This is a genomic window from Micromonospora coriariae (genome assembly GCF_900091455.1).
GTDB lineage: Bacteria > Actinomycetota > Actinomycetes > Mycobacteriales > Micromonosporaceae > Micromonospora > Micromonospora coriariae.
In genome coordinates, this window is sequence record NZ_LT607412.1 from 2,024,591 (window position 1) to 2,050,669 (window position 26,079).

30 protein-coding genes are annotated in these 26,079 nt (G+C 72.1%); 16 read left to right on the forward strand and 14 right to left on the reverse strand.

Annotated features, from left to right (window positions below):
• Positions 1-5 precede the first annotated feature (5 nt).
• The 3 genes from GA0070607_RS09385 to GA0070607_RS09395 form a co-directional block, all read right to left on the reverse strand.
• On the reverse strand, positions 6-629 hold the full coding sequence (locus GA0070607_RS09385; RefSeq protein ID WP_089021743.1) for a TrmH family RNA methyltransferase: 624 nt from the start codon (positions 627-629) through the stop codon (positions 6-8).
• Positions 630-682: 53 nt separating this feature from the next.
• Positions 683-1,198: a hypothetical protein gene (locus GA0070607_RS09390; RefSeq protein WP_089021744.1), complete on the reverse strand. Its 516-nt coding sequence runs from the start codon at positions 1,196-1,198 to the stop codon at positions 683-685.
• Between the two features lie 103 nt (positions 1,199-1,301).
• Positions 1,302-1,817: a MaoC family dehydratase gene (locus tag GA0070607_RS09395; protein WP_089017858.1), complete on the reverse strand. Its 516-nt coding sequence runs from the start codon at positions 1,815-1,817 to the stop codon at positions 1,302-1,304.
• Between the two features lie 548 nt (positions 1,818-2,365).
• Here GA0070607_RS09395 and trxA point away from each other — a divergent pair.
• From trxA to GA0070607_RS09410, 3 genes are all read left to right on the forward strand, one after another.
• Complete coding sequence (gene trxA, locus GA0070607_RS09400) at positions 2,366-2,728, forward strand: thioredoxin (protein ID WP_030329190.1); 363 nt, start codon at positions 2,366-2,368, stop codon at positions 2,726-2,728.
• 154 nt (positions 2,729-2,882) lie between these two features.
• A complete protein-coding gene (locus tag GA0070607_RS09405) occupies positions 2,883-3,323 on the forward strand; it encodes a hypothetical protein (RefSeq protein WP_089017859.1) in 441 nt (146 codons plus the stop codon).
• Complete coding sequence (locus GA0070607_RS09410) at positions 3,320-4,264, forward strand: HTTM domain-containing protein (RefSeq protein WP_089017860.1); 945 nt, start codon at positions 3,320-3,322, stop codon at positions 4,262-4,264. Before GA0070607_RS09405 ends, GA0070607_RS09410 begins: the two co-directional genes overlap by 4 nt.
• On the opposite strand, the gene GA0070607_RS09415 is transcribed toward GA0070607_RS09410, so the two are convergent.
• On the reverse strand, positions 4,228-4,647 hold the full coding sequence (locus GA0070607_RS09415; RefSeq protein WP_089017861.1) for a thiol-disulfide oxidoreductase DCC family protein: 420 nt from the start codon (positions 4,645-4,647) through the stop codon (positions 4,228-4,230). The two genes, GA0070607_RS09410 and GA0070607_RS09415, sit on opposite strands and share 37 nt — an antisense overlap.
• 93 nt (positions 4,648-4,740) lie before the next feature.
• Between GA0070607_RS09415 and GA0070607_RS09420 the strand changes: the two genes are divergently transcribed.
• Positions 4,741-6,807 (forward strand): intein-containing Rv2578c family radical SAM protein, encoded by a 2,067-nt coding sequence (locus GA0070607_RS09420; protein ID WP_089017862.1) that lies wholly within the window; start codon positions 4,741-4,743, stop codon positions 6,805-6,807.
• 26 nt (positions 6,808-6,833) lie between these two features.
• Entirely contained in the window at positions 6,834-7,241 is a 408-nt protein-coding gene (locus GA0070607_RS09425; protein ID WP_089017863.1) for a CoA-binding protein, read from the forward strand.
• A gap of 76 nt (positions 7,242-7,317) precedes the next feature.
• Here the strand turns inward: GA0070607_RS09425 and GA0070607_RS09430 are convergent, their stop codons facing one another.
• Positions 7,318-8,514, reverse strand: coding sequence for an acyl-CoA dehydrogenase family protein (locus tag GA0070607_RS09430; protein ID WP_089017864.1), 1,197 nt, complete (start codon positions 8,512-8,514; stop codon positions 7,318-7,320).
• 177 nt (positions 8,515-8,691) lie between these two features.
• On the opposite strand from GA0070607_RS09430, the gene GA0070607_RS09435 reads away from it, so the two are divergent.
• Positions 8,692-9,228 (forward strand): DUF4190 domain-containing protein, encoded by a 537-nt coding sequence (locus GA0070607_RS09435; protein ID WP_089017865.1) that lies wholly within the window; start codon positions 8,692-8,694, stop codon positions 9,226-9,228.
• A gap of 37 nt (positions 9,229-9,265) precedes the next feature.
• Here GA0070607_RS09435 and GA0070607_RS09440 read toward each other — a convergent pair whose 3' ends face one another.
• On the reverse strand, positions 9,266-10,171 hold the full coding sequence (locus GA0070607_RS09440; RefSeq protein WP_089017866.1) for an SDR family NAD(P)-dependent oxidoreductase: 906 nt from the start codon (positions 10,169-10,171) through the stop codon (positions 9,266-9,268).
• 115 nt (positions 10,172-10,286) lie between these two features.
• Between GA0070607_RS09440 and GA0070607_RS09445 the strand changes: the two genes are divergently transcribed.
• Positions 10,287-10,805 (forward strand): DUF4190 domain-containing protein, encoded by a 519-nt coding sequence (locus GA0070607_RS09445; protein WP_089017867.1) that lies wholly within the window; start codon positions 10,287-10,289, stop codon positions 10,803-10,805.
• A gap of 45 nt (positions 10,806-10,850) precedes the next feature.
• Here GA0070607_RS09445 and GA0070607_RS09450 read toward each other — a convergent pair whose 3' ends face one another.
• Entirely contained in the window at positions 10,851-11,807 is a 957-nt protein-coding gene (locus tag GA0070607_RS09450; RefSeq protein ID WP_089017868.1) for an HpcH/HpaI aldolase/citrate lyase family protein, read from the reverse strand.
• A 129-nt stretch (positions 11,808-11,936) separates the two neighbouring features.
• Here GA0070607_RS09450 and GA0070607_RS09455 point away from each other — a divergent pair, with 129 nt between their 5' ends.
• On the forward strand, positions 11,937-12,761 hold the full coding sequence (locus GA0070607_RS09455; RefSeq protein ID WP_089017869.1) for an SDR family NAD(P)-dependent oxidoreductase: 825 nt from the start codon (positions 11,937-11,939) through the stop codon (positions 12,759-12,761).
• A gap of 10 nt (positions 12,762-12,771) precedes the next feature.
• The gene (locus GA0070607_RS09460) at positions 12,772-13,047 is read left to right on the forward strand and encodes a hypothetical protein (protein WP_231930919.1); all 276 of its coding nucleotides are present in this window, start codon (positions 12,772-12,774) and stop codon (positions 13,045-13,047) included.
• A 141-nt stretch (positions 13,048-13,188) separates the two neighbouring features.
• Here the strand turns inward: GA0070607_RS09460 and GA0070607_RS09465 are convergent, their stop codons facing one another.
• Positions 13,189-14,148, reverse strand: a complete 960-nt coding sequence (locus GA0070607_RS09465) for a DMT family transporter (RefSeq protein WP_089017871.1) — start codon at positions 14,146-14,148, stop codon at positions 13,189-13,191.
• Positions 14,149-14,252: 104 nt separating this feature from the next.
• On the opposite strand from GA0070607_RS09465, the gene GA0070607_RS09470 reads away from it, so the two are divergent.
• Positions 14,253-14,960 (forward strand): HAD family hydrolase, encoded by a 708-nt coding sequence (locus GA0070607_RS09470; RefSeq protein WP_089017872.1) that lies wholly within the window; start codon positions 14,253-14,255, stop codon positions 14,958-14,960.
• Between the two features lie 18 nt (positions 14,961-14,978).
• On the opposite strand, the gene GA0070607_RS09475 is transcribed toward GA0070607_RS09470, so the two are convergent.
• Both GA0070607_RS09475 and GA0070607_RS09480 read right to left on the reverse strand, forming a co-directional pair.
• Entirely contained in the window at positions 14,979-15,509 is a 531-nt protein-coding gene (locus GA0070607_RS09475; RefSeq protein WP_089021745.1) for a hypothetical protein, read from the reverse strand.
• A gap of 15 nt (positions 15,510-15,524) precedes the next feature.
• Complete coding sequence (locus GA0070607_RS09480) at positions 15,525-16,394, reverse strand: PhzF family phenazine biosynthesis protein (RefSeq protein WP_089017873.1); 870 nt, start codon at positions 16,392-16,394, stop codon at positions 15,525-15,527.
• A gap of 33 nt (positions 16,395-16,427) precedes the next feature.
• Here GA0070607_RS09480 and GA0070607_RS09485 point away from each other — a divergent pair, with 33 nt between their 5' ends.
• The 3 genes from GA0070607_RS09485 to GA0070607_RS09495 all read left to right on the forward strand — a co-directional run bounded on the left by GA0070607_RS09485 (position 16,428) and on the right by GA0070607_RS09495 (position 19,592).
• Positions 16,428-17,714, forward strand: coding sequence for a magnesium transporter MgtE N-terminal domain-containing protein (locus GA0070607_RS09485; RefSeq protein WP_089017874.1), 1,287 nt, complete (start codon positions 16,428-16,430; stop codon positions 17,712-17,714).
• Positions 17,707-18,357, forward strand: coding sequence for a DUF1003 domain-containing protein (locus GA0070607_RS09490; protein WP_089021746.1), 651 nt, complete (start codon positions 17,707-17,709; stop codon positions 18,355-18,357). The genes GA0070607_RS09485 and GA0070607_RS09490 overlap by 8 nt, the downstream gene beginning before the upstream one ends.
• A gap of 86 nt (positions 18,358-18,443) precedes the next feature.
• On the forward strand, positions 18,444-19,592 hold the full coding sequence (locus tag GA0070607_RS09495) for an Mrp/NBP35 family ATP-binding protein (protein WP_089017875.1): 1,149 nt from the start codon (positions 18,444-18,446) through the stop codon (positions 19,590-19,592).
• Between the two features lie 53 nt (positions 19,593-19,645).
• Here GA0070607_RS09495 and GA0070607_RS09500 read toward each other — a convergent pair whose 3' ends face one another.
• The gene (locus GA0070607_RS09500; protein ID WP_089017876.1) at positions 19,646-20,068 is read right to left on the reverse strand and encodes a Sec-independent protein translocase family protein; all 423 of its coding nucleotides are present in this window, start codon (positions 20,066-20,068) and stop codon (positions 19,646-19,648) included.
• A 76-nt stretch (positions 20,069-20,144) separates the two neighbouring features.
• Positions 20,145-21,605 carry a S1C family serine protease gene (locus GA0070607_RS09505; protein WP_408630900.1) on the reverse strand — a complete coding sequence of 487 codons (1,461 nt, stop codon included), beginning with the start codon at positions 21,603-21,605 and terminating at the stop codon, positions 20,145-20,147.
• 299 nt (positions 21,606-21,904) lie between these two features.
• On the opposite strand from GA0070607_RS09505, the gene GA0070607_RS09510 reads away from it, so the two are divergent.
• Positions 21,905-22,474, forward strand: a complete 570-nt coding sequence (locus tag GA0070607_RS09510) for an O-methyltransferase (RefSeq protein WP_074319132.1) — start codon at positions 21,905-21,907, stop codon at positions 22,472-22,474.
• 6 nt (positions 22,475-22,480) lie between these two features.
• Here GA0070607_RS09510 and GA0070607_RS09515 read toward each other — a convergent pair whose 3' ends face one another.
• Both GA0070607_RS09515 and GA0070607_RS09520 read right to left on the reverse strand, forming a co-directional pair.
• On the reverse strand, positions 22,481-23,956 hold the full coding sequence (locus GA0070607_RS09515; RefSeq protein ID WP_089021747.1) for a leucyl aminopeptidase family protein: 1,476 nt from the start codon (positions 23,954-23,956) through the stop codon (positions 22,481-22,483).
• A gap of 146 nt (positions 23,957-24,102) precedes the next feature.
• Positions 24,103-24,270 carry a DUF3117 domain-containing protein gene (locus GA0070607_RS09520; RefSeq protein WP_007455245.1) on the reverse strand — a complete coding sequence of 56 codons (168 nt, stop codon included), beginning with the start codon at positions 24,268-24,270 and terminating at the stop codon, positions 24,103-24,105.
• A gap of 190 nt (positions 24,271-24,460) precedes the next feature.
• Here GA0070607_RS09520 and GA0070607_RS09525 point away from each other — a divergent pair, with 190 nt between their 5' ends.
• Together GA0070607_RS09525 and GA0070607_RS09530 are read left to right on the forward strand one after the other, a co-directional pair.
• Positions 24,461-25,279, forward strand: coding sequence for a PaaX family transcriptional regulator (locus GA0070607_RS09525; RefSeq protein ID WP_089017878.1), 819 nt, complete (start codon positions 24,461-24,463; stop codon positions 25,277-25,279).
• Between the two features lie 4 nt (positions 25,280-25,283).
• The gene (locus tag GA0070607_RS09530; protein WP_089017879.1) at positions 25,284-26,075 is read left to right on the forward strand and encodes an enoyl-CoA hydratase-related protein; all 792 of its coding nucleotides are present in this window, start codon (positions 25,284-25,286) and stop codon (positions 26,073-26,075) included.
• Positions 26,076-26,079: the final 4 nt, after the last annotated feature.

Here is a 26,079-nt window from a genome sequence, read left to right on the forward strand (position 1 = left end):
GGTGGTCAGTCCGGTGGCGACCCGGCGTGGGTGCGGATCCACGCGTGCATGGCGATGCCGCTGGCCACGCCCGCGTTGATCGACCTCGTGGAGCCGTACTGGGCGATGGAGTAGAGCTGGTCGCAGGCGGCGCGTGCCGGTTCGGAGAGACCCGGCCCCTCCTGGCCGAACAGCAGCACACACTCCCGGGGCAGTGCGCCGGTCTCCAGTGGGCGCGATCCGGGCAGGTTGTCGATGCCGAACACCGGCAACCCCTGCCCGGCCGCCCAGCCGACGAACTCCTCGATCGTCTCGTGGTGCCGGACGTGCTGGTACCGATCGGTCACCATCGCGCCGCGTCGATTCCACCGTCGCCGTCCGACGATGTGCACCTCGGCGGCGAGGAAGGCGTTGGCGTTGCGGACCACGGTGCCGATGTTGAAGTCGTGCTGCCAGTTCTCGATGGCGACGTGGAACCCGTGCCGGTGCCGGTCCAGGTCGGCGACGATGGCCTCGTGTCGCCAGTAGCGATAGCGGTCGGCCACGTTGCGCCGGTCCCCCTCGGCCAGCAATCGCGGGTCGTAGCGCGGGTCGTCCGGCAGGTCCCCCGGCCAGGGGCCCACGCCCACCTCAAGCTGGTCGTCGGTCACGGTCATCAGAGAGTACGGACCCGTCCCGCGCTCGCCACCGACGGCCTGCCGGTTCACCCCAGCCCGAGCGCGCCACCGAGCCGGTCCAGGAACCGCCGGTCGGCCGGGCTCGCCGACTGGCCGGCCGAGGGCTCGCCGGGGGCGGGCACCGCCCGGCAGACCCGGGCCGCGACCGACTGCACCCACTGGCGGTACGCGGCCGAGTCGGCGGGGTCGGCGCGCCGGTGCAGGACCCGCACCGCCGCACGGCAGGCGGCCAGCAGGTCCACCAGATCGGTGAGCCGTTCGGTCGGGGGCTGGGTGCCGTCGTGGCGGGCGTAGATCGCGGCGACCACCGCGCGGACCAGATCACTGTCGGACGCCCGGCCGGCGGCCACCGCGTCCAGGCCGGCCAGGCCCGCCATGACGCCCCGCGCGGGGCGGCCGGGGCCCGGGGCGGCGGTGGCCACGAGGACCTGGCCGGGCAGGCTCGTGAGCAGGTCCCACTCGGCGGCGGAGTAGACGGCGGTGGTCAAGGGTGCGGCTCGGCGACCGGCAGAGGGCGGCTCTCCGGCGACGGAGTGGCTCATCGGAACCTCCGGCGCCAGCATATGCCCCGAAACGGGAATAGGGCCCCTTCCCCATCAGAACCTGATGTGGAAGGAGCCCGGCGGCGGCCGACCCGCCGCGGTCTCAGCGCGGCTCGGGGAAGCTGGGCCGCTCCGGGTCCACTCCCTCGGGGACGTTGCTGGCCGCGTACTCCCGCTTCGGGACCATGACCTTGCGGCGGAAGACGCAGACCATTGTGCCGTCCTGGTTGTAGCCGCGGGTCTCCACCGACACCACGCCCCGGTCGGGCTTGGAGCCCGACTCCCGCTTGTCCAGCACGGTGGTCTCGCCGTAGATGGTGTCGCCGTGGAAGGTGGGGGCCACGTGCCGTAGCGACTCGACCTCCAGGTTGGCGATCGCCTTGCCGCTGACGTCCGGCACCGACATGCCGAGCAGCAGCGAGTAGATGTAGTTGCCCACCACGACGTTGCGCTTGAACTGGCTGGCCGTCTCGGCGTAGTGCGCGTCCATGTGCAGCGGGTGGTGGTTCATGGTGAGCAGGCAGAAGAGGTGGTCGTCGTACTCGGTGACGGTCTTGCCCGGCCAGTGCCGGTAGACCGCGCCGACCTCGAACTCCTCGTAGTAACGGCCGAACTGCATCCTGGTCCCCTTCGACGGGCGGCGATGGAGTTCGGCACAGCATGCCTTACCGGTGGTTAAGGTGAGCGGCGGGGCGCGACTCCGGCGGAAAAGTCACACCGGTCACTCGCTCGGGGGGAGACGCAATGAGCGGCGGGGCCCTCCCCGGCACCCGCCGCCCACGCTCTGATGCGGTGAATTCTGCCCTACGGAAGCGTAGGTCCGACAGAGACCGGCGTCACATTTATTCTTTTGTAACACTACTCTCTGTGACCACATGCGGGTTGATCGGCGATCTCCGCAGGCCCGATACCTGCTTGTCAAGGGGCAAGTTACCGATTCGTAGTGCTCGATCGAGTGGATCTCTCTGGAAACGCTCCCATCACGTCGGGTCACGCAAGTGCGTCATGCACTTGCGTTCCGCAGATCGGGACGCACAGACGCGGGTCGATGACTCTCAGTGCCCGCAGGAAGCCCGCAGCACGTTTCGTGCCCGACCGCCCGGGAATTCGATACGGTCAGCCCTGGTTCTACGGGACGTAGACAAACCGCGGTGATCGGAGAGTGCAATGGCAACCGTTGAGCTGACCTCGGCGAACTTCGACGAGGTGACCGGCAACGACGGAATCGTCCTGGTCGACTTCTGGGCCGACTGGTGTGGTCCGTGCAAGCGGTTCGCCCCGGTCTACGAGCGTTCCTCGGAGAAGCACCAGAACATCGTCTTCGGCAAGGTCGACACCGAGGCCCAGCAGGAGTTGGGCGCCAAGTTCGACATCCGGTCGATCCCGACGATCATGGCGATCCGCGACGGCGTCATCGTCTTCGCCCAGCCCGGCGCTCTGCCGGAGTCCGCGCTGGAGAACCTGATCGAGCAGGTCGAGGCGCTGGACATGGACGACGTCCGTAAGCAGCTGGCCGAGCACAACCACTGAGCCGTCCGCGCGACGGCACGCGCGAGGCCGGGCCCGGTCGGGCCCGGCCTTCGTCGTACCCCCGGCGCGGTGCGCCCGATCGTCGACCCGGGCAGCGGAAACTGACCGTCGGAGGGACCAGAGGCGGCCGGTACATCCCGTATCGTCACGGCCGATGGAGAACTTGACCACCCGCGGGCGCGCCACCCGGTTGGGCGCGACCGCACTCGGCCTCGCCCTGCTGCTGGTCGGCACCCTCTGGGGCAGCGACGACGATTTCCCGTTCGGCCCGTTCCGGATGTACTCGACCTCCAACCCGCCGAACGACCCCGCCCCGGACACCCGGGTGGAGGGGGTGAACAGCACCGGCACCGTCGTCGACCTCGACCAGGACGCGACCGGCATCCGCCGCGCCGAGATCGAGGGCCAGCAGGCGCGGTACGCCGCCGACCCGGCGCTGCTCGCCGAGGTGGCCGACGCGTACGCCGAACGCCATCCGGACGCCGCCGAACTGGTGGAGGTCCGCATCGTCATCCGCTGGCACGGCATCCGCGCCGGCCGGCCGACCGGCCGGCACACCGACGAGACCGTGGTCCGCTGGCAGGCCTCCCGATGAGCCGCTGGCTGACCGAGGCGGTACCGCGGGGACGGGTGGCCGCCTTCCGGACCCTGATCTACCTCTTCGTCGCCGCCGACCTGGTCGTCTTCACGCCCTGGGTGCGGACCAGGGCCAGCGTGCCCGGCGAGCTGTACCAGCCGCTGCTGGTCGGCCGGATCCTCCCGCTGCCCACCCCGACCCCGGCGATGGTTGCGGTGATCTTCTGGGCGCTGCTGCTGCTCGCCCTGCTGGCCGCGACCGGACGGGCGCCCCGGCTGCTCGGCTGGTCGGTCTGCGCGCTGTACCTGGAGTGGATGATCATCGCGATGAGCTACGGGAAGGTCGACCATGACCGGTTCGGGCTGCTCGTCGCGCTGGCCGTACTGCCCACCGCCGGCCGGGCCAGGCACGGCGACACCACCCGCACCGAGGCCGGCGGCTGGGCGCTGCGGGTCACCCAGATCGCGGTGATCTGCACGTACTTCCTGGCCGCCTGGGCCAAGCTGCGCTTCGGCGGGCTGGACTGGCTGACCGGCTCGGTGCTCGCGCGGGCCATCATCCGGCGCGGCACCGACCTCGCGGACCTCATCGCCCAGGTGCCGCACCTGCTGATCGTCGCCCAGTTCGGCATCGTGGCCTTCGAGCTGTTCAGCCCGGTGGTCTTCCTGCTGCCGGCCCGCTGGCGGCTGGCCATGGTCGGCTTCTTCTACTCGTTCCACGTGGCGACCATCGCGACCATCACCATCTCGTTCGCACCGCACCTGGCAGCGATGACCAGCTTCCTGCCGCTGGAGAGGGTCCGCCCGCTGGTCTGGGCCCGCCGGCTCGTCGGCCGTGGAACAGCAGGGCCCCAGGACCCGGCGGGACCCAGCGCGGACCCGGTGCCGGTCGGGCGTGACGCCGAGCCGGCTCCACTCGGCGGTCAGCCGCCGGCGGTCGGGCGACCGGTCGGGCCGTAGAGCCGCTCCCGTGCCTCCTGCGGCAGAGCACAGGCGGCCGTGCCACCCGGCAGTCGGTGCCGGTTGCGCGCCACCCAGCGGTACGCCGGCCAGGCCGCGGCACGCGCCGGCGGGAAACGCAGCCCGGCGCCGGCGACCCGCCAGACCGGTCCGCTCGCGGCGAGCAGCTTCGCGATGGCATCCGGCCCGGCGGCGCGTGAGCCGTCCGCACCGACCCACTGCACGGCCTCCTCGCACTCGGCGGCGGTTAGGCCGAGCGCGTCCAGGTCGGCGAACTGCCAGGGCACCACCCGCGCGGCGGTGGGGATGCGGCGTTCGATGAACTCCGCGCACCGGGTGCAGAACGCGCAGTCCCCGTCGTAGACGAAGGTCGACGTCTTCATGCTGTCCATCCTCCCCTCCCGGAGCGCGCGATCAGGCACCGGTGTCCGGCGGGTCACTTGCGCTTCACTCGTACACGTGTTCGAATAGTGGCCATGCGCTGGGACAACCTCACCGCTCCCCCGGTTGAGGGAGACCCCGAGCGGGCAGCGCCAGCGACGCCACCCCTGCCGCTGGCGCTGCCCGGCGCCGTCGCCCGCACCTTCGACACCCCGGAGTTCGCCGGGATGACGTTCTACGAGGTGCAGGCCAAATCCATAATCAACCGGGTGCCCGGGCAGTCCCGCGTCCCCTTCGAGTGGACCATCAACCCCTACCGGGGCTGCTCCCATGGGTGCGTTTACTGCCTGGGCGGGGACACCCCGATCCTCATGGCGGACGGGCGCACGAAGCCGATCAGCGAATTGGAGCCGGGCGACCGCATCTACGGGACGGAGCGGCGCGGCGCGTACCGGCGATACGTCGTCACCACGGTGCTGGACAAGTGGTCGACCGTCAAAGCGGCCTACCGGGTAACCCTGGAGGACGGCACGACGCTCATCGCCAGCGGCGACCACCGGTTCCTCTCCGAACGTGGCTGGAAGTACGTCACCGGAGCCATGCACGGCAGCAACCGACGCCCCTACCTGACCACCAACAATCGCCTGATCGGCACCGGCCGTTTCGCCGCCGGCCCCAAGGAGTCACCGGACTACCGCCGGGGCTACCTCTGCGGCATGGTGCGCGGGGATGCGCATCTCGGCACCTTCTCGTACTCGTACGGGGTGGTGCACCGGTTCCGCCTGGCGCTGTGCGACGACGAGGCGTTGAGCCGTAGTGAGCGCTACCTCGCCCACGAAGGGGTCGCGACGCAGCGCTTCACGTTCACTCAGGCCAGCACCGGGCGGCGAGCGATGACCGCGATCCGCACCTCGAAGCAGCGGGACATCGAGACGATTACTGACCTGATCCGCTGGCCGGTGGATCCCAGTGACGACTGGCGGCTGGGCTTCCTGGCCGGGATCTTCGACGCCGAGGGCAGTTGCAGCAGAGGTGTCCTACGTATCACCAACAGCGACGACGCCATCCTCGACCAGACGACGGAGGCGCTGCGGCGGTTCGGGCTCTCCTTCGTGCTCGAAGATCGCGGCCAACCCAACCGTGTGCGGGAAATCAGACTGACCGGGGGGCTGGCCGCCCGGCTCCGGTTCTTCCACCTGACTGACCCCGCCATCACTCGCAAGCGGTCGATCGAGGGCGCCGCGCTGAAGCATCAGACCGCGCTCAGGGTGGTGGACATCCAGGCGCTCGGGCTGGAGCTGCCGCTGTGGGACATCACCACCGGCACCGGGGACTTCATCGCCAACGGGGTGGTCAGCCACAACTGTTTCGCGAGGAACACTCACACCTATCTCGACCTGGACGCCGGCGCGGACTTCGACCGGAAGGTGATTGTCAAGGTCAACGCTGGGGAGCTGGTCCGGCGGGAGCTGGCCGCGCCGAAGTGGCGGGGCGCGCACGTCGCGATGGGCACCAACGTGGACTGCTACCAGCGCGCCGAGGGCCGCTACCGGCTGATGCCGCAGATCATCGCCGCCTTGCGGGACTTCGCCAACCCGTTCTCGATCCTCACCAAGGGCACGCTGATCCTGCGGGACCTGCCGCTGCTGCGCGAGGCCGCCGAGGTGACCAGGGTCGGCATCTCCTACTCGGTGGGGTTCGTCGACGAGCAGCTCTGGCGTTCCGTCGAGCCGGGCACGCCGCACCCCCGCCGTCGGCTGGACGCGGTCCGGGCGCTCGCCGACGCCGGCTTTCCCGTCGGGGTGCTGATGGCCCCGATCCTGCCCGGGCTGAGCGACGGCGACGAGTCGATCGACGCCACGGTGTCGGCGATCGCCGCCGCCGGGGCGACCAGTGTGACCCCGCTGGCGCTGCACCTGCGCCCCGGCGCCCGGGAGTGGTATGCGCACTGGCTGGCGCGGGAACACCCGCACCTCGTCCCGCGCTACCGCGAGCTCTACCGGGCCGGTGCGTACGCCCCGCAGGCCTACCAGCGGGAGCTGACCGCTCGGGTGCGGATCGCGGCCCGTCGGCACGGGCTGCACCGCGCTGAGCTGGGCGACAACCGCAGCCTGCCCGAACCACCACCGCCGCCGGCCGCTGAGCAGCTGACCCTGCTCTAGCCCGAGGGCGGCGCTACAGTCGGCGGGTGCGTACCGCTCAGCAGATCCTCGCCGACTCCGCCGTGATCGCCGTCGTGGGCGCCTCCCGCGACCCGTTGAAGGCCGCGCACGGCGTGCCGTTGCAGATGCAGCAGTACGGCTGGCGGATCATCCCGGTCAACCCGACGGTCGACGAACTCTTCGGGGAGCGGGCGTACCCGACGCTGGCCGACATCCCGCACCCGGTCGACCTGGTGGACGTGTTCCGGCCGGCGGCCGACGCCGTGCAGGTGGTCCGGGACGCGGCGGCGATCGGCGCCCCTGCGGTCTGGCTGCAACTGGGCATCGTCTCCGCTGAGGCGCGGCGGATCGCCGAGGCCGCCGGGATGGACTACGTCGAGGACCGCTGCCTCATCGTCGAACGCGCCGCCGCCAACCTGACCCGCCTCGGCTGACTCGCCCCCAGCCTCCACCGTTAGGAAGGGACCCTTCCTATGCACCAGGCGTTAACAAGGGACCCTTCCTTTCAGCTCAGAGCTTGTATTCCTTGAGCAGGCCGCGGGAGATGATGGTCTTCTGGATCTCGGAGGTGCCCTCGCCGATGAGCAGGAACGGGGCCTCCCGCATCAGCCGCTCGATCTCGTACTCCTTGGAGTAGCCGTAGCCGCCGTGGATGCGGAACGCCTCCTGGACGACCTCGGCGCAGTACTCGGACGCGAGCAGCTTGGCCATCCCGGCCTCGACGTCGTTGCGCTGGCCGGCGTCCTTGAGCCGGGCGGCGTTGACCATGAGGGCGTGTGCGGCCTCGATCTTCGTGCCCATCTCGGCGAGCTTGAAGGCGATGGCCTGGTGCTTGGCGAGCGGCTGACCGAAGGTCTTGCGCTGCTGCGCGTAGCTGACCGCCAACTCGAAGGCGCGGATGGAGATGCCGCAGGCGCGGGCGGCCACGTTGACCCGGCCCACCTCGATGCCGTCCATCATCTGGTAGAAGCCCCGGCCCACCTTGTCGGCGCCGCCGAGGATCGCCGAGTCGGGCACGGTCACCCCGTCGAGCACCATCTCGGTGGTCTCGACGCCCTTGTAGCCCATCTTGTCGATCTTGCCGGGGATGGTCAGCCCGGGTGCGGTCTCCCCGAAGCCCGGCTCCTTCTCCAGCAGGAAGGTGCTCATGTTGCCGTACACCGACTCGGCGCCGGTGTCGGTCTTGACCAGGGTGGCCACCACGGAGGAGTACGCCCCGTTGGTCAGCCACATCTTCTGACCGTTGAGCACGTAGCGGTCGCCGTCGCGGACGGCCCGGGACTTGATGGCCGAGACGTCGGAGCCGGTCTCCGGCTCGGACATGGAGAACGCGCCCCGGACCTCGCCGGTGGCCATCTTCGGCAGCAGTCGGGCCTTCTGCTCGGCGGAGCCGTGCTGGGAGATCAGGTACGCCACGATGAAGTGGGTGTTGACGATGCCGGAGATCGACATCCAGCCTCGGGACAGCTGTTCCACCACCAGCGCGTAGGTGAGCAGCGACTCGCCGAGGCCCCCGTACTCCTCGTCGATGGTGAGACCGAACAGCCCCATCTCGCGCATCCCGTCGAGGATGTCGGTGGGGTATTCGTCGGCGTGCTCCAGCCGCTGAGCGTGCGGGATGATCTCCTTGTCGGCGAACTCCCGGACGGTCTCCAGGATCGACCGCTGCACATCGGTCAGGCCGGGTGTCTGGGCGAGTCGAGCCATCTCAGCCTCCGGGGATCTGCGCACTACTCGTGGGTAACTGAACGCTGGGTCAGTATCGGCCTCCGGAGCCGGCGAGGCCAAGGTGACCAGTCCACACAACCGCTGTGAAAAGGTTCACCGCTCCGGGTAGCGTCCGGCAAGAAGGACTTTTCCGGCACCGGCAGGAGGAGGACAGCCGTGAGCTACCCGCCGCCGTCGGGACCGCCCGGGGACGAGCAGCCGCCGTCACCCTACGAGCCACCCCCGGACCAGTCGCCCTACGCGCCGCCGCCGGCGGGCCAGTCGCCGTACCCGCCGCCGCCGGACCAGTCGGCCTTCGGGGCGCCGGAGCGCTCGCCGTACGGGCCGCCGGCGGACGAGCCCTCGCCGTACCAGCAGCAGGGGCCGCACCAGCCGGCGCACTGGGGGCAGCAGCCGCCGTACCCCCCGCAGGGCCCCTACGGGCAGTACGGCCCTCCGTCGTCCGGACCGGGTCGGGGCACAAACGTGCTGGCGATCCTGTCGCTCGTGTTCGCCTTCGTGTTCCCCCCGGCCGGCGTGGTCCTCGGCCACGTGGCCAAGCGACAGATCCGTACCAGCGGCGAGGAGGGCGACCAGCTCGCCACCTGGGGTCTGATCCTCGGCTACGTCTTCACCGGGCTCACCGTGCTGGCCTGCTGTGGTTGGCTGGCGCTGGTCCTCATCGGCACCACCGGCGACAACGGCGGCTACTGATCGGCGGCCAGGTCCCGTCCCATGTGGACGCGACCGGTCACCGGAACCGGGCCTCGCGGACGCTGTTACCGCCGTCCACCACCAGCATCTGACCGGTGATGTACGAGGCGGCCGGCGAGCAGAGGAAGCTGATCGCGGCGGCGACCTCGTCCGGAGTGCCAGGTCGACCGACCGGGGTGCCCAGACCCTGCTTGATCTCCGCCATCGTGGACGCCGCGGTGTAGATGGTGCCGGGGGCCACCGCGTTCACGGTCACCCCGTCGGCGATCATCTCCATGGCCAGTGCCCGGGTCAGCCCGACCACCCCGGCCTTCGCCGCCGCGTACGCGGCCTCGGTGGGCAGGGCGTTGACCGGGCCGGCGGTGGCCGCGAGGTTGACGATCCGCCCCCAGCCGCGCTCGGCCATCCCGCTGATGAACGCCCGGCTGCACAGGAACGCGGTGGTCAGGTTGCGGTCGATCTCGGCGCGCCACTCGTCGTAGGTCAGCTGCGCGACCGGTCGCAGCACCTCCGGGCTGGCGCGGCTGGCCAGGCCGGCGTTGTTGACGAGCACCTCGACGTCGCCCAACTGCTCGGCGACCGCGTCGGCCAGCGCGCCGACCTCGGACTCGTCGGTCAGGTCCGCCACGAAACCGGTCACTCCCAGTTCGCCGGCCCGCTCGTGGATGCGCCGGGTGGTGGAGACGATGGCCACCCGGGCGCCCAGGTCGGTGAGGCGGCGGGCGGTGGCGTACCCGATGCCGTCCGGGCTGCCCGCTCCGGTCACCAGGGCGACCCGTCCGTCGAGTCGCATGGTCACCGGGTCGGCGAGCGCGACCGGCTCGTCCGCGCCGGTGGCACCGGCCGGTGTGGCCGCACGGCCGCGCCGGCCGGCGCCGGGGCGGCTGACGTCCCGTCTCGGTCGACTACCGGAACGATCGGCGGCGCGCGCATCCATTGCCATGCCAGGATCCTGCCCGGTCGGACGGGCCCGGGCAACGCGGCACCCGGGAGCGGGGGCATCGGGTTTGGTCGCCGCTGGCTACCCTGACGGCGCACCCGACATGACGGAGAATCGCATGACCAATCCCCCGCCCCCCGGCGGCTGGCAGGACCCGGCCTCGTCGGGTCAGCAGTTCGGCGATCCCACCCTCGTGGTGGGTGGCCAACCGGTTCCCGCCCAGCCGACCGTCCCGAACCCGTACCCGGCGACCGATCCGTACGCCAGCAACGTGCCGCCGGTCCAGGCCGGCCCGTACGGCTACCCGCCGGTCGGCTACCCGGGTTACGGGTACCCGCCGGCGCCGAAGCAGAACGGCCTGGCCATCGCCGCGATGGTCGTCGCGATCATCGGCGCCCTCGGCCTCTGCGGCTACGGCCTCGGCGGCTACATCGGCGCGGTCGGCGCGATCCTCGGCCACGTGTCCCGTAAGCAGATCAGGGAGCGCGGCGAGGGTGGCGAGGGCTTCGCCACCGCCGGCATCATCGTGGGCTGGATCGCCACTGCCCTGGCGGTGCTGGCCACCATCGCTATCGTGATCTTCTTCGTCTGGTTGGCCAACCAGGATCCGTCCAGCTACGACAGCGGCACCTACTGAGTTCGGCGGGCCGCCCCGGTCAGCGACGCGGGGCGGCCCGGCCGGTCACTCCGAGGGCGGGGTGAACGACGAGGTACGGCTCATCCCGGCGGCCCGGCCCTTGGCGGCGATGACCAGCGCCATCTTGCGGGACGCCTCGTCGATCATCTCGTCGCCGAGCATCACGGCGCCGAGCTTTCCGCCGGCCTCCGAGGTGTAGTGCTGGTACGCGTCGAGGATCAACTCGGCGTGGTCGTAGTCGGCCTGCGCCGGCTGGTAGACCTCGTTGGCGGCGTCGATCTGGCCCGGGTGCAGCACCCACTTGCCGTCGAAGCCCAGCGCCGCCGAACGCCTGGCCACCTCACGGAAGGCGTCCACGTCCCGGATCTGCAGGAACGGGCCGTCGATGGCCTGCTTGTCGTGCATCCGCGCGGCCATCAGGATGCGCATCAGGATGTAGTGGTACGGGTCGCCCGGGTAGTCCGGGATCAGGCCCCCGACCACCATCGACTTCATGTTGATCGAGGCCATGAAGTCGGCCGGACCGAAGATGATGGTCTCCACCCGGGGCGAGGCGGCGGCGATCGCGTCCACGTTGACCAGGCCGGCGGCGTTCTCGATCTGCGCCTCGATGCCGATCCGGCCGACCTCCAGGCCGAGCGTCTTCTCGATCTGGGTGAGCGTCAGGTCCAGCCACTGCACCTGCGCGGCGTCCTGCACCTTCGGCAGCATGATGCAGTCCAGGTTCGCGCCGGCACCCTCGACCACCTCGATGACGTCCCGGTAGGTCCACGGGGTGGTCAGGTCGTTGACCCGGACCACGCGCGTCTTGCCCGCCCAGTCACCCTCGTTGAGCGCGGCCACGATGTTCTTCCGCGCATCCGGCTTGGCCAGCGGGGCCACGGCGTCCTCCAGGTCGAGGAAGACCTGGTCGGCCGGGAGTCCCTGCGCCTTGCCGAGCATCTTGACGCTGGAACCCGGTACCGCGAGGCAGGACCGGCGGGGACGACCGACTCTGGCCATGGATGCGCTCCTTCCAGCGTCCGGCGGGCACGCCGACGCCACCTGACGACAGATCCGAGAAACTTAACGATCCCAAAGGGCGTGGTGACGCCACGGTAACCTCGCGCCATGACCGGGGTGAATGGACCTGTGGAAGATCTCACTGGGCGTCGACTGGTGGTGGTGACCGGTGCCAGCTCCGGCATCGGGCTGGCCGCCGCCGTGGACCTGGCGTGCCGCGGTGACCGGGTGGTGCTGGTCGGGCGGGACCCGGCCCGGTTGCAGGCCGCGGCGGAACGGGTACGGGAGACGTCGGGCGAGCGTCCGGAGCTGTTCCGGGCCGACTTCGCGGTGCTCGACGACGTGCGCCGGCTCGCCGGGCGGCTGCGCGACGCGTACGACCGGATCGACGTGCTGGCCAACAACGCCGGTGCCATCGCACTCCAGCCGCTCACCACCGTCGACGGCTTCGAGCTGTCGATCCAGGCCAACCATCTGGCGCCGTTCCTGCTGACGAACCTGCTCGCCGACCGGATCGGCCGGATCGTGGTGACCGCCTCCGGCGCGCACCGCTTCGGCACGCTCGACCCGGACGACCTGAACGCGCCGCTGCGCGGCTACCGACCGATGGGCGCGTACGGCACAAGCAAGCAGGCGAACATCCTGTTCACCGGCGAGGCGGCCCGGCGTTGGCCGGGCATTCCGGCACACAGCTTCCATCCCGGAGTGGTGCGCACACGGTTCGCCAACGACAGCCGGCTGGTCGCCCTCGGCATGCGGCTCCTGCCGTTCCGCAGCCCCGAGAAGGGTGCCGAGACCCTGGTCTGGCTCGCCAACCAGGACCGGTCCCGGCTGGTCGACGGCGGCTACTACCACGACCGGCGGCTACGCCGGCCGTACCGCAAAGCCGCCGACCCGCAGCTGGCCGCCCGGCTCTGGGCGGCCAGCGCCAAGGCCGTCGGCATCGCGGACTAGCGTGACCACCGTGCTGACGCTTGTCGCGCTCGTCGAGTTCACCGCCGGGGCCGAGGCCGCCGGAAAACACTACGAGGACACCGTGCTGGCCCTGCTCGGACGGCACGGCGGCCACCTGGAACGTCGGCTGCGCGGCATCGACGAGCGGGCCGAGGTGCACGTCATCCGGTTCGACGCGCGAGCCGGGTACGAGGCGTTCCTCGCCGACCCGGAGCGTTCCGCGCTGCGCGCCGCGCTCGGCGGGTCCGCGCCGACCACCCGCGTGATCGAGGTGTACGAGGCGTAGGGCGTGTTTCAGGCGCGCCTGCCGAGCCGCCGAGCCCGCCAGCGCCACGACCCGCGCAAGACGCCGGGCGGGCCCGCCCCGGAGGGAACCGCAAGCGGTGTTCCTCAGGTCGTCCCGGATTCGCCCGGGCCGGGCGGGCGGTCAGTCTTTCAACGGGGCGGCGTCGGCGGGGAGCGGGGTGGGCGGCGTGGCGCGGCGACCGGCCCGGGCGCCACCGAGCACCACCACGGCCACCCCGACCAGCAGCAGCGCCATTCCCAACAGCGCGTACGGGCGGGGCAACTGCCCCAGCCAGACCCAACCGAGCAGCGCCGCGCCGGGCACCTCCAGCAGGATCAACACGCTGACCGTGGTCGCCGGAATCCGGCGCAGGGCGTAGTTGAACATCGAATGGCCGAGCAGTTGTGCGCCGGCCACCAGGGCCAGGATGGCCAACCAGGTACGCCCGTCGAAGCCGGTCATCCGGACCCCACCGAGCAGGCAGACCACCAGCAGGATCAGCGCGCAGATCCCGTAGCAGATGGTGGTGTACGTGGTGGTGCTGATGCTGGCCCGGGCCCGCTCACCGAAGGCGGTGTAGACGGCGGCGAACAGGCCACCGGTCAGCGCGAGCAGGTCACCGACCACGGCCCGCCCGGAGATGCCCACGTCCGCGCCGGTGGCGATCACTGCGCCGCCGACCGCCACCGCGATGCCGATCCAGACCACCGGGGGCAGCCCACGGCCCTGGGCACGGGCGATCAGCCCCTGCCAGACCGGCTGGGTGGCGACCAGGGCGGTGGCCGTGGCGACCGAGGTGAGTTGCGCGCTCGGCATCCAGGTGGCGAAGTGCGCGGCGAGCGCGACCCCGGAGAGCACGCAGTACAGCCCCTCCCGCCGGCCTGCGCGGCCGGCCAGCGCACGGAACTCGGCGCGACGCCGGGCCAGCGAGAACGGGCTCAGCACGGCCACCGCGAGCAGGTTCCGCCAGAACGCGATGGCCAGCGCGGGAGCGGCGGCGTAGGCGATCAGCGGCGCGGACGACGACACGGCGACCACGGCCAGGCCGACCGCGCCGGTGGTCAGCGGATCCGGGGGCGGGCGGTGTGAGGAAGGGGGCACGGGAAGCAATCCTCACATGCTCGCGAACAACACGGAACGTCAGCACTCCGTTACGATCACGCGGTCCGCGCCGGCGACCCTCGACCGCCCGGAGGCGCTCCCCCATGCCCAACTACCAGGCGGTGCTGTTCGATTTCTTCGGCACCCTGACCCGTCCGGTCCAGCGCGGTGCCGCCCACCTCGGCACCGCGGAGCTGCTCGGATGCCACACCGACACGTTGACCGAGGTGCTGGACCGCACCTACTACGAGCGGGCCACCGGCCGGCTCGGCAACGCGGAGGCGACGCTGCGGTGGGTCTGCGGCCAGGCCGGCGTACACCCCAGCGACCACGCGGTGCGCGCGGCCGTGGCCTCCCGGCACCGCGCGGTCCGCGCGGACACCCGGCTGCGGGCCGACGCGGTGCCCGTGCTGGCGGCGCTACGCCAGCGCGGCCTGTGCACAGGCGTGATCAGCGACTGTACGCACGAGCTGCCGGCCTTCCTGCCACAGCTCGCGGTCGCCCCGCTGCTCGACGTGCGGGTCTTCTCGGTGCAGGTCGGACGGTGCAAGCCGGATCCCGCGCTCTACCTGACCGCCTGCGGGCGACTCGGGCTCGCGCCGCGCGACTGCCTGTACGTCGGCGACGGCGGCAGCCAGGAGTTGACCGGCGCGGAGCGGGCCGGGATGACCGCCGTCCGACTCGCCGCGCCCGACCTCGCCGAGCACATGGTGTTCAACGCCGACCGGGACTGGCGCGGCCCGACACTCAGCACATTGCGCGACGTGCTCGACCTCGTCGACGCCGAGGTCATCGGCGTGGGGGTCGGCTGACCGCACAGCGGCGGCGGGTCAGCGGCGGCGGACCCGGTGCAGGCGGAACGGCTTGCGGGCGGCCCGGACCGCCGGGGTCTCCCGGGGCGGTTCGGCCTGCGCGTCGGCCGGCAGGTCGGCGCCGGAAAGCGGGTCACCGGCCGGGGCGAGCCGGTTCACCGCGCAGCCGTCGGCGGCCCACCGGGCCACCAGGTCGGCGGTCGGGCCGGGCGCGTTCAGCCGCTTGCCGGCCACCAGCGGCGCTGCTGTGTCCCATGCGTCGGTGCCCGGTCGCAGCCGGGTCACCCGCGCCGGCCAGGTGACGATCCGGCCGCCGTGGTCACCGCGCAGGCTGACCTGCGCCTCGGCCGCGTCGGCCAGCCCCGGTGCGGCCTGCTCGCCCGGCCCGCTGACCACGAACAGGGCGCCCTCCAGCGGGGCGCACCAGAGTGCGAGCGCGGGCCCGCCGGCCACGCTGACCCACGCCACCGCGGCCTTCTTCATCGCCTCGTCGACCAGTGGCGTGCCTCGGGGGGCGTCCTCGTCCGTCACACCCGCATTGTCCCGCATGAACACCCCCGCCGGTCAGCCCACGAACGGTGGCACGGCGATCTCACCCCGGGCCACCGGCATCACCTGGCCGGCGACCGTCGCACCGACCACCACGCCGTTCTCCGCGGTGACCGTGCAGGCCAGCGCGGACGGACGGTTCATCTCCACACCCTGGCGCACGGCGTATCGGGACAGCCCGTCGGCGGGCAGCAGGCCGCTGGCCACCAGCCAGACACCGAGACCGAGTGCCGCCGAACCGGTCGCCGGGTCCTCCGGTACGCCGAGGCCGGGCACGAAGACCCGGGCGTGCGCGGTTTGCGCGGTCGGATCCCAGGAGAAGACGCTGACGTGCGCCACCCCGTACCGCTCCGCCGCCGCCGGATTCACCCGGGCGCGGGCCACCGACTCCGGCCGCACCGGCAGGTACGGGAACTCCAGCCCGCAGCCGGCGACCCGTGGGGGCGGCCCCATGTGGTCGTCCGGGGCCAGCCCGGCGATCTCCAGCAGCGGCTCCGGGTCCAGCTCGGGGCCGAGGGTCGGGCTTCCACCGGTGAGGGTCGCCCCGGACGCGGTCACCTCGATCGGCAGCACACCGGCGCCGCACTCCTGCATGACCTGCCCCACACCGAACATCCCGCGCCGGCTCGCGGTGACCGCGGCGCCGACGCTGGGATGCCCGGCGAACGGCAACTCCTCCACCGGGGTGAAGATCCGTGCCCGGTATGTGGCGCCGACCTGGGTCGGGGCCAGCACGAACACCGTCTCGGAAAGGTTGAACTCCAGCGCGAGCGCCTGCATCTGCTCCGTGGCCAGCGCCTCCGCGCCGAACACCACGGCAAGCGGGTTGCCGGCGAAAGGGCGATCGGTGAAGACGTCCACGATCTCGTAGGCCAAGGTCGACATGTTGATAAACACTAGGCGCTTAGGCTGGTGCCCGTGAGTACGCCGACCCGGGTTTACATCGCCCGCCTCGCCGGAGTCGCCGTCTTCGATCCGAACGGCGACCAGGTGGGCCGGGTTCGTGACGCGGTGGCCCGGCTGCGGGCGACCAAGCGTCCACCGGAGGTCGTGGGCCTGGTCGCCGAGATGCCGATGCGCCGGCGGATCTTCCTGTCCATCAACCGGATCACGTCCATCGACGCCGACGCGGTCGTGCTCGGCTCCGGCACCCTCAACCTGCGGCGCTTCGAGAAGCGCCCGAACGAACTGCTGGTGCTCCAGGAACTGCTGGACCGGCGGGTTCAGCTCGAACCCAGCGGCCAGCCCGGCGCGGTGGTGGACGTCGCCATGGAATGCTCCCGGGGCGGTGAGTGGTCGCTCACCCGGGTCGCGGTCCGCGAGCAGACCGGCCGGCTCACCCGCCGCGGCCACCTGCACCAGGTGGAGTGGGACCGGGTGCGCGGGCTCAGCGGCATCGCCGACAACCGGGGTACGGCGAATCTGCTCGCCGTACTGGAGGACATGCGCCCGGCCGACCTGGCCAACGCCCTGCAGGACCTGCCCGACGCGCGGCGCAACGAGGTCGCGGCGGCTCTGGACGACGAGCGGTTGGCCGACGTGCTCAGCGAGTTGCCGGAGCACGACCAGGTGGAGATCCTGGCCGCGCTGGACCGGGAACGGGCGGCGGACGTGCTGGAGGAGATGGACCCGGACGACGCGGCGGACCTGCTCAACGAGCTGCCCCCGCCGGAGCAGGACGTGCTGCTGGACCTGATGGAGCCGGACGAGGCCGACCCGGTGCGCCAACTCCTCAAGTACACGCCCGGCACGGCGGGCAGCGTGATGACGTCGGAGCCGGTCATCCTGCCGCCGGACGCCACAGTCGCCGAGGCGCTCGCCCGGATCCGGGAGCCACAGCTCTCCCCCGCCGTCGCCGCGCAGGTCTTCGTGACCCGGGCCCCACAGAACACCCCGACCGGCCGGTACCTGGGCATGGTGCACTTCCAGGCGTTGCTGCGCGAACCCCCGGCCGACCTGCTGGGCAAGGTCGTAGTCAACGACATCGACCCGCTGCGCCCCACCACCCCACTGCCGGAGATCACCCGCCGGATGGCCACGTACGACCTGGTCGCCATGCCGGTGATCGACCGGAACAACCGGCTGGTCGGCGCCGTGACGGTGGACGACGTGCTGGACCATTCACTGCCCCGGGACTGGCGGGACCGGGACGCTCTGGGCTCCATGAACGCCCCCGACCTGGCGGCGGATGGCGCGGATGGCTGACCAGCGGCGGGCCGAACGGCTCGACCAGCCACGCGAGCCTCGGGGGATCAAGCTGCCCCGGTTCGACGCGGAGGCGTTCGGGCGGTGGTCCGAGGGCATCGCACGGGGCATGGGCACCGCGAACTTCATAGTCGTCATGACGGTGGTGATCGCGATCTGGTTCGGCTGGAACACGCTGGCCCCGGCCCAGCTGCGCTTCGACCCGTACACCTTCACGTTCCTCACCCTGGTGCTGTCGTTGCAGGCCAGCTATGCGGCGCCGTTGATCCTGCTGGCGCAGAACCGGCAGGCCGACCGGGACCGGGTGGCGTTGGAGGAGGACCGGCGGCGGGCCACCGCGCAGAAGGCGGACACCGAGTACCTGGCCCGGGAGATCGCCGCGCTGCGCATCGCGCTGGGCGAGGTGGCGACGAGGGACTTCCTGCGCTCGGAGCTGGCCCGGCTGGCCGAGGAACTCGACGAGGCGGGGCAGCGCCGGCAACGGTTGGAGCGCCGCCAGCAGGAGAAGGACAGCCGGCAGGAGAGGCGTGGCCAGCGGCCGACCGACGGTGCCGGGCTGGACGAACCCCGCGACGACCTGGACGGCGACTTCGCCCCCGAAGCCCGGCCGGACGCCGCCGGCCCCCGCGCCCAGGACGGCTGACCGGAGGGTCGAGCGGGCCATCGATTCGCTCACACCGTTCCCGGGCAGCGGCCTGAGCGGATGCCCCGCGACGTAGCATTGCGGGCATGTCAGCACCCGTCAGCACCGTCGAGGACGCGATCCAGGCCGCCCTGGCCACCGTCAACGACCCGGAGATCCGCCGGCCGATCACCGAGCTGGGCATGGTCCGCTCCGCCACGATCGACGCCAGCGGCGTCGTACGGGTCGAGCTGCTGCTCACCGTCGCCGGTTGCCCGCTCAAGGACAAGCTGCGCACGGACATCACCGCCGCGGTCGCCGCGGTGCCCGGGGTGACCGGTGTGGAGATCGACTTTGGTGTGATGAGCCCCGAGCAGCGGCAGTCGTTGCAGTCGCAGCTGCGCGGCGGGGGTGCCAGCGAGGAGCCGGTCATCCCGTTCGCCCAGCCGGGCTCGCGGACGCGGGTGTACGCGGTGGCCAGCGGCAAGGGCGGCGTCGGCAAGTCCAGCGTGACTGTCAACCTGGCGGCGGCGCTGGCCGCCCGCGGGCTCTCGGTGGGCGTGGTCGACGCAGACATCTACGGCCACTCGGTGCCCCGGATGCTGGGCGCGGACGGTCGGCCGACCCGCGTCGAAGACATGATCATGCCGCCGCAGTCGCACGGCGTGAAGGTCATCTCGATCGGCATGTTCACCTCCGGCAACGCCGCGGTGGTGTGGCGCGGCCCGATGCTGCACCGGGCGTTGCAGCAGTTCCTGGCCGACGTCTACTGGGGCGACCTGGACGTGCTCCTGCTCGACCTGCCCCCGGGCACCGGCGACGTGGCCATCTCACTGGCCCAGTTGCTGCCCAACTCGGAGATCCTGGTGGTCACCACCCCGCAGGCCGCCGCCGCCGAGGTGGCGGAGCGGGCCGGTGCGATCGCACTGCAAACCCATCAGCGGGTCGTCGGCGTCATCGAGAACATGTCCTGGCTGGAGCTGCCGGACGGCTCCCGGATGGAGATCTTCGGTGCCGGCGGCGGCGCGGCGGTCGCCGAGTCGCTGAGCCGGACCATCGGCGCCCAGGTGCCGTTGCTCGGGCAGATCCCGCTGGACACCCGCGTCCGCGAGGCCGGGGACGCCGGTAACCCGATCGTGCTGGCCGAGCCGGAGTCGCCGGCCGCACAGGCGCTCGGCACGATCGCGGATCGACTCGCGGTGCGTCGGGAGTCGCTGCTCGGCAAGCCGCTCGGCCTCAAGCCCGCCGGGCGCTGAGCGCCCGGTTCGTCGTTCACCCGCCGGCCGTCCGGCCGGCGGGTGCGGGCCGGTCAGGTGGCGTCGTCGTAGCTGGCTCGGGGAGCGGGCGCCGACGGGGTGCCGGTGGCCGTGCCGGACCGGGTCCCGTTCGTCCGCAGGTCCGCGGCGTTGGCCACGTCCTTCAGCTCGTTGTGCACGCCGCCGACATCCGCGCGCAGGTTGTCGTAGACGCCCTGCAACGGCTTGCGGATCGCCGCCTCGTCCTCCTCGCTGAGGAGGTGCTTGCGGATGAAGGCCTTCGGGTGCAGATCCTCGAGCTGGATGTCGGTGCCCAGCTCACGGCTCAGGTCGCCGGTGGCGTTGCGGGCCATGTTGCGCAGGTTGCGCACCATCCGCAGGCCGTCGGTGATCACGGCGGGCAGCCGGTCGCCGAAGATCAGCAGCGCCAGGAGCAGCAGCGCACCGATCTCCCACCAGTTCAGGTTGTCGAGCATCCCGCGGGCCTCCTCTCGGCGTCAGCAGCAAGACTACGCACGTCGGACGGCTTTCGGGCAGGGGGTGACCCGCTGCTCACTTGGCATCCGCGGCAAGGGTGACCGAGGTGTTCTGCCGATCGGCCCCGCGCCGGAACTCGACGGTCACCACTGAACCGGGCGCGAACTTGCGGACCAGGGCGATCAGGTCCGTCGGCTCGGTCATCGGCCGTCCGTTGAGCTTCAGGATCACGTCGCCGACCCGAAGTCCGGCGCCGGCCGCCGGACCGGACGGCTCCACCGCGGCGAGCCGTACGCCGCCGCTGGCTCCCGCGCCCGGACCGCCGACCTGGGCGCCGATCACCGTACGCCGGGCCTTGCCGGTGCCGATGATGTCCTGGGTCACCCGTTTGGCCTGGTTGATCGGGATGGCGAAGGCGAGCCCGATGTTGCCGGCCTCCTGCCCCTCGGCGACCAGCGACTTGATTGTGGAGTTCACCCCGACCACCCGCCCGGCGCCGTCGACGAGCGGTCCACCCGAGTTGCCGTGGTTGACCGCCGCGTCGGTCTGGATGGCCGCGTAGTACCGCACCGGACCTCCCGGCTCGCCGGCCTGCATCGTCCGGTCCAGGGCACTCACGATGCCGGCGGTGACCGTGTTGGCCAGCGAGAGCGGCGAGCCGATGGCGAGCACCGGGTCGCCGACCGCCAACGCGTCGGAGTCGCCGAACTCCACCGGCCGCAGCCCGGTCCGGCTCACCTTGATGACCGCGATGTCCGACTCCGGGTCCTGGCCGACCACGGTCGCCGCCGCGGAGCTGCCGTCGTTGAAGATCACCGAGGCCTTTCCGCTGCCGCCGGCCACCACATGGTCGTTGGTGATCACGTGCCCGTCGGCGCTGGCGATGAAGCCGGAGCCCTCACTCGTCCCGCCGAGACTGCTCACCCGCACGGTGACCACGCTGGGCAGGACCCGTTCGGCCACCCCGGCCAGCGACTCCGGCTTGCGCTGGGCCAACGCCGGCGGCTGCGCCGGCTCGGCGCCGAGCACCGTCCCACCGGCTCCGCCACGTACCGCGAACGCGTAACCCAGCGCGCCGCCGAGGGTGCCGGCCAGCAGCGCGGTGATCACCGGGATGAGCAGCAGGTGACGCAGCGTCGGTCGGCCCGGCGCGTCGGGGTCGGTGACCGGCTCGGGCTCGGTGCCCGCCGCCACCACCCCGGGCACCACCACCGCGGCCGGCGCCGCCGGATCCCGCCACGGATCGGAGAGCGCGTCGGACCACCAGGGCGACGTGCCGGCGGCGCCGGGCTCTGCCGGTGCCGCGGTCGATGCCGGCGCCGCGGTCGATGCCGGCCAGGCGGCCGGCGGCGCGGTAGATGCCTGCGGGCTCCCGGCCGTCGATGCCACGTCGGACGACGCCACGGGCACGCCGCCGGCCCCCGGCGCGGTCGGCGACCCCGCCGGCGGGGCCTCTGCCCCGGGCGGTCGTGCCGGAGCCGGAGTCTCACCGCCCCGGCGCCAGTCCCAGCCGTCGGTCACGTCGGTGCCTCCCAGTCCGTCCCCGGATCCCGCGCCGCGTCGTCCGGCCACCGACCGGCGCGGTCGCGGCTGACGGGATACCGCCTCCAGGATTGCACGGATGCACGCGGTGGAGTCAGCGGTTGCCCCCGGTGATCGCCGGGGGTGGAGGCGCGGCTGCGCCGCGCGACGGCCGCCTCTACGCTCACAGTGCCAACCCGCCCCCGCACCACCACCGCCCCCGGAGGTGCCCCATCGCCACGGTCGCCGGTTCCGGCAGTTCGACGACCCAGGCTCAGCAGTTCGCCGAGTCGTACGTCACCGAGGATCTCGTCCTGCGCACCGCCCGCAGCCTGGCCCACGAGGTGGGCCTCGACGCGGTCACCCCCGGCGCCGGAGCGGCGCTACGGCTGCTCGCCGCGGCCGGCAACGCCCGCGCGGTCGTGGAGATCGGCACCGGCACCGGGGTGAGCGGTCTCTGGCTGCTCCGCGGCATGCGCGCCGACGGCGTGCTCACCACCATCGACGTGGAAGTGGAGCACCAACGGATCGCCCGGCGGATCTTCAGCGAGGCCGGATTCGCCGCCGGCCGCACCCGGATCATCACCGGTCGCGCCCTCGACGTGCTGCCCCGGCTCGCCGACGGGGCGTACGACCTGGTCTTCGTGGACGCCGAGGCGACCGGCTTCCACGCCTGTGTGGAGGCCGCGCTGCGGCTGCTGCGCCCGGGGGGCGTGCTCGCGCTCAACGGCATGCTGGCCGGCGGTCGGATCGGTGACCCGGCCGCCCGGGACGCGGAGACCGTGACGGTCCGGGAGACGATCAAGGCGGTGCGGGAGTCCGAGCACTGGATCCCCGCCCTGCTCCCGGTCGGGCACGGGGTGCTCGCCGCGGTGAAGTGCTGACCCCGGTCAGTCGACGCTGGCGAGCCACCGCAGGAGCGAGCGGACACCCCAGCCGGTCGCGCCCCGGCTGACTTCGGCGTGGTCGCCGTCCGCCCAGGACGGTGCCGACATGTCCAGGTGCAGCCAACGGTCCCGCAGATCGCCGGTGAACTCGCGCAGGTAGAGCGCGGCCACCACCGACCCGGCACCCTGCGTCGGCGCGCTGTACAGGTCGGCGATCTCGCTGCCCAGGTACTCGACGTAGTCGGTGGGCAACGGCATCCGCCAGGCCGCCTCGCCGGCCGCCTCGGTCGCGGTGAGCACATCGGCGGCCAGCCGGTCGTTCTCGCTATACAGGGCGGCGGTCCGCTTGCCCAAGGCCACGGCGTTGGCCCCGGTGAGGGTGGCCAGGTCGAGCAGCAGGTCCGGCGCGAGCTGCCGCACCGCGTACGCCAGCGCGTCGGCGAGGACCAGTCGGCCCTCCGCGTCGGAGTTGGTTGTCTCGCTGGTCATCCCGCCGTAGTGCCGGACGATGTCGCCGGGACGGAACGCCGAGCCGCTGACCATGTTCTCGGCCAGCGGGGCCAACGCGGTGACCCGGACCGGCAACCGCAGCGTCGCGGCGCCGAGGGTGGCGGCGACGACCGCGGCCGCGCCGGCCATGTCCTTGCGCATCAGTTTCATCGCCGGCACCGGCTTGATCGAGATCCCGCCGGTGTCGAAGGTGATGCCCTTGCCGATCAGCACCACATGGGTACGCGCGCCGGCCGGGTGCCAGTCCAGCTCCACCAGACGGGGGCCGCTGGCCGAGCCGCCGCCCACGGCGAGGATCCCGCCGAAGCCCTCGGCGGCCAGCTCGTCCGGCTCACGGACCCGTAGACGCAGGTCCGGCAGGTCGGCCGCGGCCTCGGTCACCTGGTCGGCGAACCACTGCGGGTTCTTCACCGAGGAAGGCGTGTTGGTCAGGTCGCGGGCGAGCCGGGTCATCGCGGCGGTGGTCCGGGCCGTGGCGACGGCGGCCTCGTGCGCGGCCGGGTCGGCGAGCAGCAGGTCGACGCCGGCGAGCGCGGGCGGGTCACCGGCGTCGGTCAACCGGAACCGGTACGAGGCGAGCAGCAGCCCCTCGGTCAACCCGCGAACTGCGGCCGATGTGACCTCCGCCGGAAGGGCGAGTGTGATGTGCGTCTCATCTACGGCGGCGCGGGCCAGGGCCGCGCCGGCGGTCCGCCAGGCCGCCTCGTCGCCGTCGCCGATGCCGAGCAGGAGCAGTCGGCCCGGGGTACGCCCGGGGCACAGGTGGGTGCGGATCTCACCGGCCCGGCCGGTCAGCCGGGCGACCGGTGCCAGCGCGGCGGCCTCCTCGGCGACACCGTCCGGTAGTGCGACAGCTGTGGGCACCGGTACGGCGGAGGCGTCGCCATCCGCCGCCGGATCGGCGGGACGGACGGGCAGGACGAGGACGTCGAGCCGGTCGGGCTCGGCGATCGGACGGATGGCGAGCACGCGGAACCGCACCTCCAGGAAAGTGTCGCGGAGCGGGGCCGGGCCCGTCTCTCCGCACAGATGAAGACCCTGAGCCACCGGCGATGCCGGTGGCTCAGGGACCGAGGAAGGTCCGGGCGGCGTGCACCGCCCGGATCATTCCTCACTCAGCCGGCGGCCGCCTTCAACGCGTCACCGAGCGCGTTGGCCTCGTCGGGAGTCATCTCGACGACGAGCCGGCCACCGCCCTCCAGCGGGACCCGCATGACGATGCCCCGACCCTCCTTGGTGACTTCCAGCGGACCGTCGCCCGTCCGCGGCTTCATCGCCGCCATGTTGTCTCCCCTCAGACCTACACCAGGGTCGGTGGGTTGCCCCACAGCCACTTCGTCACGACCACCCGCAACGGTCGCGGGGGTGTCGACAAACGATTTTCCCTGATGAACACCGCCGGACCCAAACCGGAGCAGCATTGATGTAACAGCATCTAGCTTATCTTGAGAAGGCCTGTCACAATGTGCGGTCATGCAGGCACGGTCGGCACTCTTCGACCTGTACGGCGACCACCTCCGGCCGAGGGGTGGCCGCGCACCGGTCGCCGCCCTGGTCAAGCTATTGGCGCCGTTGGGAATTGCGCCGCCGGCAGTGCGCACCGCCGTGTCCCGGATGGTGCGTCAGGGCTGGCTCGACCCACTCCGGCTGGCGTCCGGACCGGGATATTCGATCACACCGAAAGCCGCCCGGCGACTGGACGAGGCGGCGGCCCGGATCTACCGGACCGGCCGGGTCAGCTGGGACGGCCGGTTCGACCTGCTCGTGCTGGAGGCCCTCGGCTCCCGGCGGGACCGGCAGCGACTCGCCGCCAACCTGAGCTTCCTGGGCTACGGGACGCTGGACGAGCAGACCTGGGTGGCCACCCGGCCCGCCGAGGACGTCGACCTGCTGCTCGCCGAGGCCGGTGTCCGGTTCGAGCGATTCACCGCCTCGCACTTCGCCGGCACCCCCGGCGCGATGGGCGTGGTCCGCCGGGCCTGGAACCTCACCGAGATCGGCCGGGCCTACGAACGGTTCGTCGCCGACCAGCGCACGCTGCTCGCCGCGGTCACCGCACGCAGCAGCGACGAGGAGGCGTACGCGGCCCGGTTCCGGCTCGTGCACGCGTGGCGTACCTTCCTGTTCCGGGACCCGCAGCTGCCCCCGGCGCTGCTGCCCGAACGCTGGCCCGGCACCGCCGCGGCCAGCTTCTTCGACCGGCACGCGGCCCGCCTGCGTCCGGCCGCCGACCGGTACGTCGAGCAGTGCCTCGACGCCGGCAACCGCATCGTCCGACAGAAGGGTCGTTAGACACGTGACCGAACCGTTGCTGGTCGACCGGACCGACGCCGTCGTCACCCTCACGCTGAACCGGCCCAACGCGATGAACGCCCTCGACGTGGCGCTCAAGGAGGCCCTGCGGGACACCCTCGCGGAGCTGGAGACCGACCGGTCCTGCCGGGCGGTCGTGCTGGCGGGCGCGGGTGGGTCGTTCAGCGCCGGTCAGGACCTGCGCGAGCACGTGTCGACGCTGCAGGGCGCCTCGGGCAACCCGCTGGACACCGTCCGGGCGCACTACAACCCGATCGCCGCCCGGCTGGCCAACCTGCCCAAGCCGGTGGTGGCCGCGGTCCGTGGGATGGCCGCCGGGGCGGGCGCGTCGCTGGCCTTCCTCGCCGACATCCGGATCGGCGGCCCGACCACGAGCTTCCTGATGGCCTTCGCCAAGGTCGGCCTCGCCGCCGACACCGGCGCGTCCTGGACGCTGCCGCGACTGGTCGGACACGCCAAGGCGGTGGAGCTGCTGATGCTGGCCGAGCCGGTACGCGCCGAGGAGGCCTGTCGGCTGGGGCTGCTCAACCGTCTGGTGGACGACGACGAGCAGGTGCTGCCGACCGCGCAGGAGCTGGCCGCACGCCTCGCCGCCGGCCCCACCGTCGCGTACGGGGCGATCAAGCGGCAGCTCTCCATCGCGGACGCCGGCACCCTCGCCGACGCGCTGGCCGCCGAGGCGCAGGCGCAGTCGATCTGCGGCGCCACCGCCGATCACCGGGCGGCCACCCTCGCCTTCGTCGCGAAGCAGAAACCGGTCTTCGAAGGACACTGAACCC